Annotated in this window: 14 protein-coding genes and 1 tRNA gene; 9 read left to right on the top strand and 6 right to left on the bottom strand. The window is 58.8% G+C overall.

The annotated features are described in order from the left end of the window. Positions 1-60 precede the first annotated feature (60 nt). The 3 genes from groL to D7S44_RS12500 form a co-directional block, all read right to left on the bottom strand. Positions 61-1710: a chaperonin GroEL gene (gene groL, locus D7S44_RS12510; RefSeq protein ID WP_120455310.1), complete on the bottom strand. Its 1650-nt coding sequence runs from the start codon at positions 1708-1710 to the stop codon at positions 61-63. Between the two features lie 45 nt (positions 1711-1755). After that, positions 1756-2049, bottom strand: coding sequence for a co-chaperone GroES (locus tag D7S44_RS12505; RefSeq protein ID WP_021507766.1), 294 nt, complete (start codon positions 2047-2049; stop codon positions 1756-1758). A 237-nt stretch (positions 2050-2286) separates the two neighbouring features. Beyond that, positions 2287-2745 carry an FxsA family protein gene (locus tag D7S44_RS12500; RefSeq protein ID WP_120455302.1) on the bottom strand — a complete coding sequence of 153 codons (459 nt, stop codon included), beginning with the start codon at positions 2743-2745 and terminating at the stop codon, positions 2287-2289. Between the two features lie 347 nt (positions 2746-3092). On the opposite strand from D7S44_RS12500, the gene aspA reads away from it, so the two are divergent. The 6 genes from aspA to D7S44_RS12470 all read left to right on the top strand — a co-directional run bounded on the left by aspA (position 3093) and on the right by D7S44_RS12470 (position 8814). Beyond that, positions 3093-4529, top strand: coding sequence for an aspartate ammonia-lyase (gene aspA / locus D7S44_RS12495; protein WP_120455882.1), 1437 nt, complete (start codon positions 3093-3095; stop codon positions 4527-4529). Between the two features lie 98 nt (positions 4530-4627). After that, complete coding sequence (locus D7S44_RS12490) at positions 4628-5929, top strand: anaerobic C4-dicarboxylate transporter (protein ID WP_120455300.1); 1302 nt, start codon at positions 4628-4630, stop codon at positions 5927-5929. A gap of 75 nt (positions 5930-6004) precedes the next feature. Continuing rightward, the gene (gene cutA, locus D7S44_RS12485; protein WP_120455299.1) at positions 6005-6319 is read left to right on the top strand and encodes a divalent cation tolerance protein CutA; all 315 of its coding nucleotides are present in this window, start codon (positions 6005-6007) and stop codon (positions 6317-6319) included. After that, positions 6295-7995, top strand: a complete 1701-nt coding sequence (locus D7S44_RS12480; RefSeq protein WP_120455297.1) for a protein-disulfide reductase DsbD — start codon at positions 6295-6297, stop codon at positions 7993-7995. Before cutA ends, D7S44_RS12480 begins: the two co-directional genes overlap by 25 nt. A 54-nt stretch (positions 7996-8049) precedes the next feature. Continuing rightward, positions 8050-8631: a division control transcriptional repressor DicD gene (gene dicD, locus D7S44_RS12475; RefSeq protein WP_120455295.1), complete on the top strand. Its 582-nt coding sequence runs from the start codon at positions 8050-8052 to the stop codon at positions 8629-8631. Positions 8632-8738: 107 nt separating this feature from the next. Then, positions 8739-8814, top strand: a tRNA-Phe gene (locus D7S44_RS12470). A 109-nt stretch (positions 8815-8923) separates the two neighbouring features. On the opposite strand, the gene D7S44_RS12465 is transcribed toward D7S44_RS12470, so the two are convergent. Together D7S44_RS12465 and D7S44_RS12460 are read right to left on the bottom strand one after the other, a co-directional pair. Next, positions 8924-10093 (bottom strand): Gfo/Idh/MocA family protein, encoded by a 1170-nt coding sequence (locus tag D7S44_RS12465; protein WP_120455294.1) that lies wholly within the window; start codon positions 10091-10093, stop codon positions 8924-8926. A gap of 10 nt (positions 10094-10103) precedes the next feature. Continuing rightward, entirely contained in the window at positions 10104-11027 is a 924-nt protein-coding gene (locus D7S44_RS12460; RefSeq protein ID WP_120455292.1) for a TIM barrel protein, read from the bottom strand. A gap of 575 nt (positions 11028-11602) precedes the next feature. Here D7S44_RS12460 and D7S44_RS12455 point away from each other — a divergent pair. Continuing rightward, on the top strand, positions 11603-12634 hold the full coding sequence (locus D7S44_RS12455) for a Gfo/Idh/MocA family protein (protein WP_120455290.1): 1032 nt from the start codon (positions 11603-11605) through the stop codon (positions 12632-12634). A 21-nt stretch (positions 12635-12655) separates the two neighbouring features. Beyond that, entirely contained in the window at positions 12656-13540 is an 885-nt protein-coding gene (locus D7S44_RS12450) for a sugar phosphate isomerase/epimerase family protein (protein WP_120455289.1), read from the top strand. A gap of 5 nt (positions 13541-13545) precedes the next feature. On the opposite strand, the gene D7S44_RS12445 is transcribed toward D7S44_RS12450, so the two are convergent. Next, complete coding sequence (locus D7S44_RS12445) at positions 13546-14559, bottom strand: Gfo/Idh/MocA family protein (protein ID WP_120455287.1); 1014 nt, start codon at positions 14557-14559, stop codon at positions 13546-13548. A gap of 98 nt (positions 14560-14657) precedes the next feature. On the opposite strand from D7S44_RS12445, the gene D7S44_RS12440 reads away from it, so the two are divergent. Next, positions 14658-15677 (top strand): LacI family DNA-binding transcriptional regulator, encoded by a 1020-nt coding sequence (locus tag D7S44_RS12440; protein WP_120455285.1) that lies wholly within the window; start codon positions 14658-14660, stop codon positions 15675-15677. Positions 15678-15735 lie beyond the last annotated feature (58 nt).

Here is a 15735-nt window from a genome sequence, read left to right as displayed (position 1 = left end):
AGAAAAACCCCCGACCGTTTCCGATCGGGGGTTTTTCAGATGACGAAAGCGTCAGGGCAATTACATCATGCCGCCCATACCGCCCATGCCGCCCATGCCGCCAGCGCCAGCACCTAAATCAGGCGCGTCGCCTTTCGGCAGGTCGGTCACCATGCACTCGGTGGTGATCATCAGACCGGCAACAGAGGCCGCGTACTGCAGCGCAGAACGGGTCACTTTGGTCGGATCCAGGATACCGAAGTCGATCATGTTGCCGTATTCTTCGGTCTGCGCGTTGTAACCGTAGTTGCCGTCGCCGTTTTTCACGTTGTTGGCAACAACAGACGGCTCTTCGCCTGCGTTGGAAACGATCTGACGCAGCGGTGCTTCCATCGCGCGCAGCGCGACTTTGATACCGACGTTCTGATCTTCGTTCTGGCCAGTCAGGTCAGCAAGCTGTGCCGCTACGCGCACCAGCGCTACGCCGCCGCCAGCTACCACGCCTTCTTCTACCGCAGCACGGGTTGCGTGCAGGGCATCTTCAACGCGCGCTTTCTTCTCTTTCATTTCAACTTCAGTTGCTGCGCCCACTTTCAGAACGGCAACGCCGCCTGCCAGTTTCGCTACGCGCTCCTGCAGTTTTTCTTTGTCGTAGTCAGAGGTCGCTTCTTCGATCTGCTGACGAATCTGCGTCACGCGGCCAGAAATAGCAGACTCTTCGCCCACGCCATCGATGATGGTAGTGGTGTCTTTGTTGATCACTACACGCTTCGCCTGGCCCAGATCTTCCAGCGCCGCTTTTTCCAGCTCCATACCGATCTCTTCAGAGATAACGGTACCGCCGGTCAGAATAGCGATATCCTGCAGCATAGCTTTACGACGGTCGCCGAAGCCCGGCGCTTTCACTGCAGCCACTTTCACGATGCCGCGCATGGTGTTGACCACCAGCGTTGCCAGCGCTTCGCCTTCTACGTCTTCAGCGACGATCAGCAGCGGTTTGCCTGCTTTAGCAACGGCTTCCAGCACCGGCAGCATTTCGCGGATGTTGGAGATTTTTTTGTCAGCCAGCAGAATGAACGGCGATTCCAGCTCAACGGCGCCGGTTTCCGGCTTGTTGATGAAGTACGGAGAGAGGTAGCCGCGATCGAACTGCATACCTTCAACCACGTCCAGCTCGTCCTGCAGACCGGTGCCTTCTTCAACGGTGATCACGCCTTCTTTACCCACTTTTTCCATCGCCTGCGCGATCAGGGTGCCGACGCTTTCATCGGAGTTAGCGGAAATGGTGCCGACCTGAGCGATAGCTTTAGAGTCAGAGCAAGGTACGGACAGCGCTTTCAGCTGCTCAACAGCGGCGATAACCGCTTTGTCGATACCGCGCTTCAGATCCATCGGGTTCATGCCTGCAGCTACAGCTTTCAGACCTTCGTTAACGATAGACTGCGCCAGTACGGTTGCGGTGGTGGTGCCGTCGCCCGCTGCGTCGTTAGCTTTAGAAGCGACTTCTTTCACCATCTGCGCGCCCATGTTTTCGAACTTGTCTTCCAGCTCGATTTCACGCGCTACGGACACGCCATCTTTAGTGATGGTCGGTGCACCAAAAGATTTATCCAGAACCACGTTACGGCCTTTCGGGCCCAGGGTAACTTTTACTGCATCTGCCAGTACGTTCACGCCGCGCAGCATTTTTACGCGAGCGTCATTACCGAATTTTACGTCTTTAGCTGCCATTTCAATTGTCCCTTAAATTCGTTTCGTTCAGTGAATTTCGCGTAATTACGCTTCAACAATCGCCAGAATGTCGCTTTCAGAGATGATCAGCACTTCTTCGTTGTCGATCTTTTCGGTTTTTGCGCCGTAACCTTCGCTAAAGATCACCAGGTCGCCCACTTTGACGTCCAGCGGCTTCACATCGCCATTTTCCAGGATGCGACCATTGCCCACGGCCAGTACTTCGCCACGGGTTGATTTGCCTGCTGCAGAGCCGGTCAGAACGATGCCGCCAGCAGATTTAGCTTCAACTTCTTTACGCTTGACGATAACGCGATCGTGCAACGGACGAATTTTCATTAGATAGCTCTCCTTTGAGAAGTCCAATCATTCATTTTTGGGTTGAACGCCGGGCTGCAGGGCTTCCGGCCTCGTGGTGCAAGAGATAGGGTCGGACAAAATCGCTTTCAAGGGGCGGCAGGACAATTTTTTTTACCTGGTTATGACAACTGCCTGTTTTTTGCGCAACAGCGGCGCTTTTAGCGCCGCGCATAAAAAAAGCGTGGCCCGCAGGTCACGCTTCTCTTTAGGGCGCCTTTAACGATCGCGACGATCGTCATGGCCGATACGATCGCTCTCCTTACGTTCATATTCGCCATCAACGGTAAATCCGCCGTCAGGGCCAGCGCCCGGCCCGCGCCAGACGCGCAGGTGCGGCATCAGTTTAAGCGTCAGATGTTTCTGCACTGGCGGCAACAGCAGCAGCAGGCCGAGAAAATCGGTAAAGAAACCGGGCAGCAACAGCAGGAAACCGGCGATAATCAGCGATACGCTTTTGATCATCTCTTCAGCCGGACTCTCGTTGCGCGCCAGCTTCTCCTGCATCAGCATAAAGTTTTTCATGCCCTGGTTTTTCACCAGCGACACGCCAATCGCCGAGGTGAAAATCACCAGCAGCATGGTCAGCAACACGCCCAGCGCGTGAGCCACCTGAATAAACAGCGTGATCTCAATCCAGGCGAGCGCAAAAATAATGATTAACGGTAACCAGCGCACCGTATTCTCCTTTTAGTCGGGCTGCTCTGCGTCAGGCAGACAGCGAAAAATGCCCTGTTAAACGGCATAGCCATGAGATGGGCCTGTGGCGCGGCGAATTCAACCGCTGTTTTCAAATATTTACAGTAGGGTTAAATTTGTGCGCGATATCACATATCGCGGTTATTGCGACGATAATTGGTGCACGGATACGTATCCAGGCTCGCGCTTTAGCCCGACGGCAGCATATGATCGTGCGCGCCGGTGGCGAGGCGGATACACTGTCCGCTCCGGCTTTCCACGACAAATCAATACATCACCTGTGATGGATGGCGCCAGCGCAAGCGGCCAATAACAAGAAGGTTATCATGGCGAACAACATTCGTATCGAAGAAGACCTGCTAGGCATGCGTGAAGTCCCCGCCGATGCCTACTATGGCGTTCATACTCTGCGTGCGATTGAAAATTTCCGTATCAGCAACAGTAAAATCAGCGATATTCCCGAATTCGTGCGCGGTATGGTGATGGTGAAAAAGGCCGCCGCGCTCGCCAATAAAGAGCTGCAGACCATCCCGCGCAATATCGCCAATACCATTATTCAGGCCTGTGACGAGGTGCTGAACAACGGCAAGTGCATGGATCAATTTCCGGTCGACGTCTATCAGGGCGGCGCGGGCACCTCGGTCAATATGAACACCAACGAAGTGCTGGCTAATATCGGGCTGGAGCTGATGGGCCATCAGAAAGGCGAATACCAGTTCCTCAACCCGAACGATCACGTCAATAAGTGCCAGTCCACCAACGACGCCTACCCCACCGGTTTTCGCATCGCGGTCTACAGCTCGATCCTGAAGCTGCTGGACGCCATTAAAGAGCTGGGTGAAGGCTTCGAGCGCAAAGCGGCGGAGTTCGAGACCATTCTCAAGATGGGCCGCACGCAGCTGCAGGACGCGGTGCCGATGACGCTGGGCCAGGAGTTTCACGCTTTTCACGTCCTGCTGAACGAAGAGACGCGCAGCATTCTGCGCACCGCCGAGCTGCTGCTGGAAGTGAACCTCGGCGCTACGGCGATCGGCACGCGTCTGAACACGCCGGACGGCTATCAGCAACTGGCGGTCCAGCGTCTCGCCGAAGTCAGCAACCTGCCGGTGGTGCCGGCGGAAGATCTGATCGAAGCGACCTCGGACTGCGGCGCCTACGTGATGGTGCACTCTTCGCTGAAGCGTCTGGCGGTGAAGCTGTCGAAGATCTGTAACGACCTGCGCCTGCTCTCTTCCGGTCCGCGCGCGGGCCTTAACGAGATCAATCTGCCAGAGCTGCAGGCTGGCTCCTCGATCATGCCCGCTAAGGTCAACCCGGTAGTGCCAGAAGTGGTTAACCAGGTTTGCTTCAAGGTGATCGGCAACGACACCACGTTGACCATGGCAGCGGAAGCGGGTCAGCTACAGCTCAACGTAATGGAGCCGGTGATCGGCCAGGCGCTGTTTGAGTCAATCAGCATCCTGACCAACGCCTGCTACAACCTGCTGGAAAAATGCATCAACGGCATCACCGCCAACAAAGCGGTATGCGAAGCCTATGTCTTCAACTCTATCGGCATCGTGACCTACCTCAACCCGTACATTGGTCACCACAACGGCGATATCGTTGGCAAGATCTGCGCGGAGACAGGTAAAAGCGTGCGCGAAGTCGTGCTGGAGCGCGGTCTGTTGACCGAAAGCGAGCTGGACGACATTTTCTCGGTGCAGAACCTGATGTACCCGGTTTATAAAGCCCGTCGCTACACTGACGAAAACGAACAGTAACTCTTTTACGTAATAATAAGAAAGGCGCGCCGCGATCAACACGGCGCGCCTTTTTATTTGGTACATAACCGGCTCTTTTCATTCTGATGAGGTGACGAATGATCGTCGTTGAATTAGCGATCGTCCTGCTGGCGATCTGGTTGGGCGCGCGTCTGGGCGGGATCGGTATCGGCTTCGCGGGCGGTCTGGGCGTGCTGGCGCTGACGCTGGTCTGTGGGCTGAAGCCGGGCGCGATCCCTTTTGATGTCATTGAAATTATTATGGCGGTGATCGCTGCTATCGCCGCGATGCAGGTAGCGGGCGGTATGGATTATCTGGTCAGCCTGGCAGAAAGGCTGCTGCGCCGTCATCCGCGCTACGTCACCCTGTTGGCGCCGCTGGTAACCTATATGATGACGCTGCTGGCTGGCACCGGCCATACCGCCTTCTCGACGCTGCCGGTCATTGCCGAAGTCGCGAAAGAGCAAGGCGTTCGCCCGTCGCGTCCGCTCTCTATCGCCGTGGTCGCCTCGCAGATCGCCATTACCGCTTCGCCGCTCTCCGCCGCGGTGGTCTTCTTCGCCTCCCTGCTGGAGCCGCGCGGCGTCGGCTATATCTCCCTGCTGGCGGTCGCGATCCCCTCGACGATGATCGGCCTGTTTCTCGCGGCGCTGGTGACCAACTTCCTCGGCAAAGAACTGCATGAAGATGAGGTTTACCAGGCGCGCCTCGCCAAAGGCGAAGTGCGCCTGCGTGGGGCCAGCCGTTATGAAGAGAAGCCGGGCGCAAAACGGTCGGTGCTGCTATTTCTGGTCGGTATCGTCGCCGTGGTGCTCTACGCCACCGCTATCAGCGATGGAGTGGGATTAATTGCCGATCCGCCGCTGCCGCGCAACGAAGCGATAGTGGTGTTTATGCTGACCATCGCAACGCTCATCTCGCTGAGCTGCAAAATCGACACCAGCGCCATCCTCAGCGCCAGCACTTTTAAGTCGGGCATGAGCGCCTGCGTCTGCGTGATGGGCGTCGCCTGGCTCGGCGACACCTTCGTCAAAGCGCATATCGGCGAGATCCAGCAGCTGGCGGGTGGTCTGTTGCAACAGGCGCCCTGGCTGCTGGCGGTGGCACTCTTTTTCGCCTCAATGCTGCTCTATTCGCAGGCGGCGACCACCAAAGCGCTGATGCCCGCCGCGCTGCTGCTGGGCGTTTCGCCGCATACCGCTATCGCTTCCTTCGCCGCCGTTTCCGCGCTGTTCGTGCTGCCGACCTATCCGACGCTGCTCGCCGCCGTCGAGATGGACGATACCGGCTCGACGCGGATCGGCAACTATGTTTTCAATCACGCCTTTATCGTGCCCGGCGTGCTGGCGATTGCGCTTTCGGTGCTGTTTGGCTTTTTGATTGGCGGTCTGGTGCTGTAGCGCCGTTACAACCTGTAAAGCCTGAAGCGCCGCGCGCGTGCTATCATCCTCGCTTTCCGCAACAGGAGCGACGCAATGAACGCCGTTGTGATTCTTTGTACCGCGCCGGATGAAGCCTGCGCGCGTCGGCTCGCCGCCCAGGCGCTGGAAGCGAAGCTTGCCGCCTGCGTTACGCTGCTGCCCGGCGCAACTTCGCTTTACGTCTGGCAAGGCAAACTTGAGCAGGCTAGCGAAGTTCAGCTGCTGTTAAAAAGCGATACGACGCACCAGCAGGCGCTGATGGATCTGCTTAAGCGCGAACATCCTTATGATGTGCCTGAGCTGCTGGCGCTACCGGTTCAACATGGAGACAGTGAATACTTGTCATGGCTGCACGCATCTCTTGCCTGATCGCCTTTGTGCTGGCGCTGTTTATTGCGCTGCCGACGCAGGCGTCGATTTTCACCTCTAACGGCAATAGCCGCTTTGTTCCTGTGGAGCAGGCGTTTGCCTTCGATTTCAGCCAGCAGGGCCATCAGTTGACCCTCAGCTGGAAAGTCAAAGAGGGTTACTACCTTTACCGACAGCAGATTCATGTCAGCGCGCGCCAGGCACAGATAGCGCCAGTGGCGCTGCCGCCAGGCCAGCCGCATGAGGATGAGTTCTACGGCAAAAGCGAAATCTATCCGCAGGATCTCCGCGTGCCGGTACAGCTACAGCAGGCCGCCAGCGGCGCCAGCCTTGTCGTGACCTATCAGGGCTGCGCGGCGGCAGGCTTCTGCTATCCGCCGGAAACGCGCACCATTCCGCTAACGCCGGTGGCCGCCGACGCGGCGCCGTCAGCGGTCAGCGCCTCGCCCGCTCCCGCAACGCCGCTGCCCTTCTCGCCGCTCTGGGCGCTGTTGATTGGCATCGGCGTCGCCTTTACCCCCTGCGTGCTGCCGATGTATCCCCTGATCGCCGGGATTATCCTCGGCGGCCAGCGCAGCGGCTCTCTGCTGCGGCTGTTTAGCCTGGCGTTAGTCTATGTCCTGGGCATGGCGCTCACCTATACGCTGCTGGGCGTGGTGGTTGCGGCGGCGGGCCTGCGCTTTCAGGCGGCACTGCAGCATCCCTATGTCCTGATCGGTCTGTCGCTGATTTTCACCCTGCTGGCGCTTTCGATGTTTGGTCTGTTCCAGCTGCAGCTTCCCGCCAGCGTCCAGACGCGCCTGACGCTCTGGAGCAATCGCCAGCAGGGCGGTTCGCTGCCCGGCGTCTTCCTGATGGGCGCGCTGGCGGGGCTGATCTGCTCGCCCTGCACCACTGCGCCGCTCAGCGCCATCCTGCTCTATATCGCCCAGAGCGGCAATCTCTGGGCCGGTGCGGGCACGCTGTGGCTCTACGCGATGGGCATGGGCCTGCCGCTGATTGCGGTGACGGTATTCGGCAACCGCCTGCTGCCGAAAAGCGGTCCCTGGATGCAGACGGTCAAGCAAGGCTTTGGCTTCGTTATTCTTGCGCTGCCGGTCTTTTTACTGGAGCGCGTACTGGGCGATCTCTGGGGAGCGCGGCTCTGGAGCGCGCTGGGCGTCGCTGGCTTCGCCTGGGCGTTTTGCAGCAGCCTGCGCGGCCACGGCGGCAAATGGCGTATCCTGCAGATGGTGATGCTGGCCGCGGCGCTAATCAGCGCCCGCCCGTTACAGGAGTGGGTCTGGAACGCGCCTGCCGCCTCGCAGACGGCAGCGCAGCTACCCTTTCAGCGCATCGCCTCTGCGCCGCAGCTGGACGAGGCGCTGCGGCAGGCTAACGGCCGCGTCACCATGGTCGATCTCTATGCTGACTGGTGCGTGGCATGCAAGGAGTTTGAAAAATACACCTTTAGCGATCCGGGCGTGCGCGAAGCGCTGAGTCATTTTCAGCTGTTGCAGGCCAACGTAACCGCGAATAACGCCACGGATAACGCCCTGTTGCAGCATCTTCAGGTGCTCGGCCTGCCGACCATTCTGTTTTTTGATGCGCAGGGCCGTGAGATCCCGGATTCTCGCGTGACGGGCTTCCTCAACGCTGAGGATTTCCGCGCGCATTTGCAGAATCGGACGCGCTAAACGACACTGGAGTAACTCCGCCACAGGCGGACTCGTACAGAGAGGAGACGTCACTTGCAGCGTGAACAGATACTCGAGCATACGTTGAACGTGCTCGAAAAAAATGGACTGGCGGCGACGACGTCATTACTACCGCAGCTGTCTGCCGACAGCGAACTGTCGCTGGCGCAGCTAGAGAAATTCTGGCCCGATAGCGATGCCCTGCTCTACGATGCGCTGCGCTATCACGGCCAGCAGATCGACAGCTGGCGGCGCCAGGTTTTGCTCAGCGATAAGTTCGACGGCGAGCAGAAGCTGCTGGCGCGCTATCAGGTGCTGAGCGAACAGGTGCAAAAGGGGCGCTATCCTGGCTGCCTGTTTATTGCGGCCTGCAGCTTTTATCCGCAGCCGGATCAGCCGGTGCATCAGATTGCCGAACAGCAGAAACAGGCCTCCTGGCACTTCACCCATAGCATTCTGGTGGAGCTGGGGCTGGATAATCCGACGATGGTGGCGGATCAGCTGGAGCTTATCCTGGAAGGCTGTCTCAGCAAGCTGCTGGTGAAGCGTAATGTACAGGATGTCGCTACAGCCAAACGGCTGGCGGAAGATGTGCTGCGCATCGCGCTGTGCCGCGCCAACGGCGCGCTGGCTTAGGGTTTTGCCGCTTCTGCCTGAAAATCAGGCAATCAGTCACGTTTTCCCGCTTTTTTACCGGAAAGGCGTTGACGCGAAGCGGCCATTACGGTTTAATGCGCCCCGTTGCCCGAATAGCTCAGTCGGTAGAGCAGGGGATTGAAAATCCCCGTGTCCCTGGTTCGATTCCGGGTTCGGGCACCACGAATTTGAAACCCTCGCTTCGGCGGGGGTTTTTGCTTTTGTGCGGAACCCGTTATCGAAATATCCTCGCCACATCGGGATCCGGATAACGGCGCGCGCCAGAGAGCCGCTAACACTCAATCCAGACCGCGCCCGCATCCGCCGATTTAACGCACTGCTCGACCCAGCGCACGCCCGCTAAACCGGCATGAACATCGGGATACCAGAAGGTTTGCAGAAAAGCGGTGTCACCGCGATCGCTGGCGGCGAATGCCTGGGCAAAACGGCGATAGAGATTCGACCAGGCCTCAAAAAGGCCTTCAGGATGGCCGCCGCCAATGCGGTCCTCTTCCAGCGCGCGCGGCGTCAGGTACGGCATGCCGCGCTCAAGAATACGCACCGGTTCGCCCTGCACTTCGTAGCGCAGCTGATTAGGCTGTTCGTCCCACCACTCCAGACTCGCCTTCGCGCCGACAATACGGATCTTCTGGCCATGCATCGACCCGCAGTTTACTGCCGACGCCCAGAGCGTGCCGACCGCGCCATTGTCGTACTCCATCATTACAAAGGCGTTATCTTCCAGCGGCGCGCGCGAGGCGATAAAGCTCTGCCGCGAGCAGAGCAGCCGTTTGACTTTCAGCTGCGGCGCCATGGTTTCAGCGAGAAACAGCGGATGGGTCGCCAGATCGCCCAGTACATAGCTGGGCCCGACAAATCGGGGATCGACGCGCCAGCGCGTGCTGGGATTTTGCAACTCCACGGCTTCATGATGAAAGCCGTGGGCGAACTGCATATTGACGATGCGGATCTCTCCCAGCATTCCCTGCGCGATCATCTCCCGCGCCTGCTGGATCAGCTGGTGTCCCGCGTAGCCATAGGTCACGCCGATCAGCTTGTTTTTCGCTTTGCATAGCCGCTCCAGCTCGTCCGCCTCCTGCGTGGTAAAGCAGAGCGGCTTTTCGCAGACGACATGCAGTCCGGCATTGAGCGCTGCGCGGCAGATGGCGAAGTGGGTGTTATTGGGCGTGGCGACAGAGACCGCTTCAATGCCATCCTCGCGCGCCGCTTCCGCGGCGAACAGCGTTTCATAGTCGGGATAGCAGCGTTCGGCCACAACGCCCAGCGAGGTGCCGAAAGCGCGGCCCCGCTCGGCATCGATATCGAACGCGCCCGCCAGTAGCCTGAAGTTGCCGTCGCGCAGCGCCGCAGAACGATGAATATAGCCAATCTGGCTGGTGCCGCCGCCGCCAACCATGCCCCAGCGCAGGGCGCGATCCACTGCTTTTGTACCGTTAATCATCCTCTGCTCCTTAAAAACCCACGGATTTGAGATAGCTCAGGCTGGCACTGACGTCGCGCAGGCTGGTGTCGGACTGGCGTGGATCGCGTTCCTGCTCCAGGGTAATCCAGCCCTGATAGCCCTGCTCGGCCAGAAAAGCGCGCACTGCCGGATAGTCGATAGCGCCCTGCCCGATGGGACACATCACTCCTTCGGCGCAGGCGCTGAAAAAATCGATACCGCGCGCCAGCACATCGCGCCACACCGCGTGGTTGACGTCTTTAAAATGGAGATAGTCGATGCGATGCCAGTAGCGCCGCAGCGCGGCGATGGGGTCCATGCCCGCATAATAGAGATGGCCGGTATCGAGGCAGAGTCCCGCGACCTGGTGCGGAATGTCCTGTTCCAGCTGCGCCAGCTCGTCGGCGAACTCAATGCAGCCGCCAGCGTGCGGATGGATCACCGGTCGCACGCCGTAGTCGCGCCAGGCGATCTCGCTGATTTCCCTGATATGGCGCATCAGGCGCTGCCACTCCGCCGCGCCGAGACGCGGGGCGCGCTCAAACTGTCCGGCCAGCCTGGCGCGTTCAGGGTTGCCAAAGTCGATTATCACCAGATAGGGCGCGGGCGCGTTGTCGCCGTGGGTCTTCTCTGCGGTCGGGATCTGGGACAGGGTTCGACACAGCTTATGCGTCAGGTCGACCATCGCGGGGAAATTCGCCTCGCTGACCAGATCGTCAAACAGCGTAGCGGCGACGATCGACAAGCCGTGCTGGTTCAACGCGCGGCTGAGTTGCTCAGGATCACTGGGCAGATAGCGCCAGGGGCCCAGCTCAATGCTGCGGTAGCCCGCCTGCGCTGCTTCACGTAGTACGGTCTGCCACGGCGGCAGAAAGGGATTATCAGGGTTATCGACGCCCCAGCTACAGGGCGCATTGGCGATATGAATGGTCACGATCACTCTCCTGGCAGGTAGCTTTGCCGCGAGTATCGAATATTTTTTCCGCAACAAACAACTGTGGAATTTTTATTCTTTGATAGCGATCATAGTTATTTTTAACTTCATCATGCCATTAAATTTCCTATTTAAATCATTAACTAACTGATTTAGCTCTTTTCACGATGCCAGCATGCAGAGTGCTGTCGCCACGCCCGTTCCAGCGTCGCGCCCCTTGCGCGCATGACAATTTTCATCGCTGGTATCCCTTGTGACAGCGATTTCCCCCGCCCGGCTGACGCTGAAATTTCGCTGTTGCTCTCCTCTCTACGCGGCGGCCGCTGCCTCTTCTTTAATAAAAAAGCGCTTATAAATTTGATCCTCTTCGCATAATGAAATATTTATTTCTAAACGTGTTTCATTTGGAAAATACATTTGTTAAAAATTTCCCCGTTCTGCCAGCAGAAGGGTTGATGGGATTCCATCAGCAAAGGGTTAGAGAGGGCAGCAGCAGGCTTTCTATAGTGAAAGCCTGGCGGACGAAGCGGTTAGCCGCCGCGCTCCATTAACACGCGAATAAATCTGGAGATATTATGTTTCCCTCTACCTTACCTGCTCCGCGACTGCCCGATGCGCAACAGATCCCTGCGCTGCGCTGGGGCATTGTCGGCCCCGGCTGGATTGCCGATCACTTTGCCAGCGCGCTGCGCCACCACACCGGCCAGCAGCTGATTGCTGTTTCATCACGCAGCCGTGAGAAAGCGCAGGCGTTCGCCGATAAATGGTCCATTCCACATGCGTGCGGCGGCATCGATGCGCTGCTGGCGCGCGATGATGTCGACGCGGTTTATATCGCCACGCCGCATAACCACCATTTTCCCGATGGCCTGCGCGTGTTGCAGGCAGGAAAACATGTACTGATTGAAAAACCGCTGGCGCTCAACGCGCGTCAGGGCGAAGAGCTGCAGCAGGCGGCGCGGCGAGCACAGCGTCTCTGCATGGAGGCGATGTGGTGCGACTTCGCGCCGAAATATGACGTTATCCGTCAGCTGCTGGCGGATGGCGCGCTGGGCGAAGTTCACAGCCTGATCGCCGACCACGGCGAATTTTTTACCCCGGATCATCGTATTTTCAACGCCGATCTCGCCGGCGGGCCGATGCTCGATCTCGGCAGCTATCTTGTCGCCTTTAGTATTCTGGTCGGCGGCGCGCCAGAGCGCATTATTGCGCAGGGCGAACCCGCACCGGGCGGCGTCAACGGCCAGACCGCGATGATCTTTACCCATGCGCAGGGTATGCAGTCAGTGCTGCACACCACGCTGTTCAGCAACACGCCGGGCACGGCGGTGATCGCCGGTCGCGACGCCACGCTCTACCTCGACGGCCAGTTCTACGCGCCTGGCAACTTCCGTCTGGTTTCCAGCGACAGGCGTCACACGCTGCACTGGGAAGAACCCGCTAACCGCTACCAGCAGCTCTGCCATGAAATCAACCATTTCGCTTGGTGCGTCGGCCAGGGCCTCGCTGATTCGCCGGTTCGCTCGCTGGCGACGTCGCTGTTGACGCTGCGCGCGATGGATGAGGCGCGTCGGCAGATCGGTGTGGTATTTAACGAAGAACGCTAACTTAAGCCTGGAGTAGTTAAGATGAAAATCGCTTTTGATGTGGATGTAATCAGGGATATGGGCATCACCCGCATGGTGCACCAGGTGGCGGAGTGGGGATATAAATATATCGAGCAATCGCCCCATCCGCAGATCAACCCGTTCTATAAGCACCCGAAGGCCAGCCGCGAAATCATGCGCGAATATAAGAACGCGCTAAACGCCACCGGGGTAGAGATCTCCTCGTTTATCGTGGTTTATCGCTGGTCCGGCCCGGATGAGCTGCGTCGTCAGGCGGCGGTGAAAAACTGGAAGCGCATGATCGAAATCGCTGTTGAAATGGGCGTGCAGGTGATCAACACCGAACTGTCCGGCAACCCTAACGAGCCGGAGATTTGCGAAGAGATGTTCTACCGCTCGATGGAAGAGCTGCTGCCGATTTTTGAACGCGAGAACATTCGCGTTGAAATCCAGTCGCATCCTTGGGATTTCTGCGAGAACAGCAACGAAACCGCCGATATGGTGAAATCGTTCCGCAGCGACAACGTGAAATATGTCTACAGCGTGCCGCACACCTTTTTCTACGACAACGGTAAAGGCGACGTCAGGCCGATGCTCGAGTATGCCGGTGACGATCTTTCCCACGTGCTGATCGCCGATACCATGAACCATACCAAGCACTGCCGCTATATCGTTAACCCGCCGGGCGTGGACGCCACGATCCACCAGCACGTCGGCGTCGGCGAAGGCGAAGTCGACTTTGATACCCTGTTCCAGACGCTGCGCGAGATGGACTTCGCCAACCGCACCTATAAAGTGGGCGGCGAATCCATTATCGCCTCCGCGCTGTTCGGCTATCCGGAGAAGATGAAGGTGCAGGCGGTAGAGACGCGTGAGCTGATCGAACGCGAGCTGCTGAGCCGGTAATCGCTTTACACCAGCCGCTCCACCTGAACGAAACGCCCGCTGGCCAGCGATTCACAGGCCGCTTCGGCAATCGCCTGCGCCTGTAGACCATCCATCAGGCCAGGCAGATCCGCCACCGTTTCGCCGCCGAGATGGCGCAGAAACGCATCCAGCTGGGCGTAGTAGGTGTCGCGCACGCGGCTAAACCAGTCCGGGAACAGGCCGGGCTGAGTGATGCCGCTTGCCTGATAAAGCGTCGCGCCGCGCGTCGCCTGCGGCTCAGACGCCAGCATCCCTTTCGATCCCACCACGCTGATGCGCTCGTCATAGCCGTAAGCGGTGCGCCGCGTGTTGTCGAGCTGCGCCAGCGCGCCGCGTTCAAGCCGCATAATCAGCACCGAGGTATCGACATCGCCCAGTTCGCGCAGCGCAGGCTGCGCCAGCGTCGCACCCAGCGCGCCGATGGCCTCTACCTCATCGCCGGTGAGAAAACGCAGCAGATCGAAAAAGTGTATCGCCTGGTCGCGCATCTGACCGCCCGACGCGCGCAGGTATTCTAGCGACGGCATTTCAGACGCGCGGCACGCCATCTGGATCAGCTCCGGCACGCCAATCGCGCCCTGCTGAATCTGCTGCTTAAGCTGCTGGTGACTGCGGTCGAAACGGCGATTGAAGCCGACGGTAACCGGCACCTTCAGCGGCGTGATGCTTTCCACTACCGCGCGCGCCTTCGCCAGCGACAGGTCGATAGGCTTTTCGCAATAGACCGCCTTGCCCGCATTCACCGCCTGCGCCAGAAAGTCGGCGTGGGTCGGCGTCGAGCTGGCGATCAGCACCGCGTCGATATCGTCGCGACTAAGCGCCTCGCTGACGCGGCCAGCACGCGCGCCATACCGCTGCGCCAGCGCGTCGGCGCGCGTCGCGTCGAGGTCACACACCAGCGCCAGATGCGCGCCAGGGTGCGCCGCCAGATTCGCAGCGTGAACCTGGCCGATAAAGCCGCTGCCAATCAGGGCAACGCGTTGAGTTACTGGCAACATTTTCGGTTTCCTCTTCACAGTTCAGGATGGTTGGCCTTGTCAAAATAGCCCCTTCTGTCAGGCTGACTGAACGCAGAAATTGATGGAATTCACTCAGCATGAAGCGAATGACGCTCAGCAACCTGGCTCGCGCCGCAGGCGTTGGCGTAGCGACCGTGGACAGGGTGCTCAACGAACGCGGCGGCGTGTCGCCAGCGATGACGAAAAAGGTACTGGACGCAGCGCGCGCGGCGGGCCTTAACCGCATCCTGCCGGAAGAGCACCGCCAGCCGTGGCAAATCGAAGTGATCCTCAGCGGCAACGACTCCTTTTTCTTTCAGCAGATGGCGCAGGATTTTCAGCAGTTAGCCGACGCGCTCGGCTATCGCCGCCTGCGCCTGCAGCGCACCTTTATCGCCGAAAACGCGCCGGAGAAGCTGGCAGCACATATTCTCGCCAGCAGCCGCAGGATGGATGGGCTGATGGTCTTTGCTCATGAACATCCTGCGATTTATCAGGCGCTACGCGACTGCAAAGCGCGCAACGTGCCGGTGATTACGCTGGTTTCCGATCTGCCCGATGCCGAGCGGCTGCTGCATGTAGGCATCAATCAGCTTAAAGCCGGACGCACCGCCGGGCTGATGATGGGCAGCATGCTGGCCCGCGCGGGCGAGGTGCTGATGATCAGCGGCCGCGTCGACTATCGCGCGCATCGCCAGCGTATTGAAGGCTTTCGCGACGTTTTGCAGCAGCGCTTCCCGCATCTGGCGCTGCGCGAAGTGCTGGCCGGACAGGAGGAGCGCGAGCGCATCAGCAAACTGCTGGAGAAGGCGCTGGTGGAGTCGACCGCAATTGTCGGCATCTATAATACCGGTCTTGGCAACAGCGAGATTTCGCAGGCGCTGGCGCGTCACCGTCGCGAACGCGACGTGGTTTACATTACGCATGAACTGTACGCCACCACGCGCCGCCTGTTGCAGCAGCGCATCCTCACCTTAACGCTCGATCAGAACACCCAGCGTCACGCCCAGCTGGCGCTTAACCTGCTTTTGCAGCAGCTGGAAAAAGGCGGAAATTTTTCTACTTATGAGGAGGGGCGCGTCGACTTTATGCTCTATACCCAGGAGAACGTCGATTAGCGAACGCCAGCAGAGTTAAACCGCAATTATCCGCCCTGCTACACTCAGAGACGTCTGA

Origin of the sequence: Pantoea piersonii (assembly GCF_003612015.1) — a bacterium.
GTDB classification, from domain to species: Bacteria; Pseudomonadota; Gammaproteobacteria; order Enterobacterales; family Enterobacteriaceae; genus Pantoea; species Pantoea piersonii.
The sequence above is the reverse complement of the archived record's forward strand: the minus strand, read 5'-3'. Positions and strand labels throughout refer to the sequence as shown.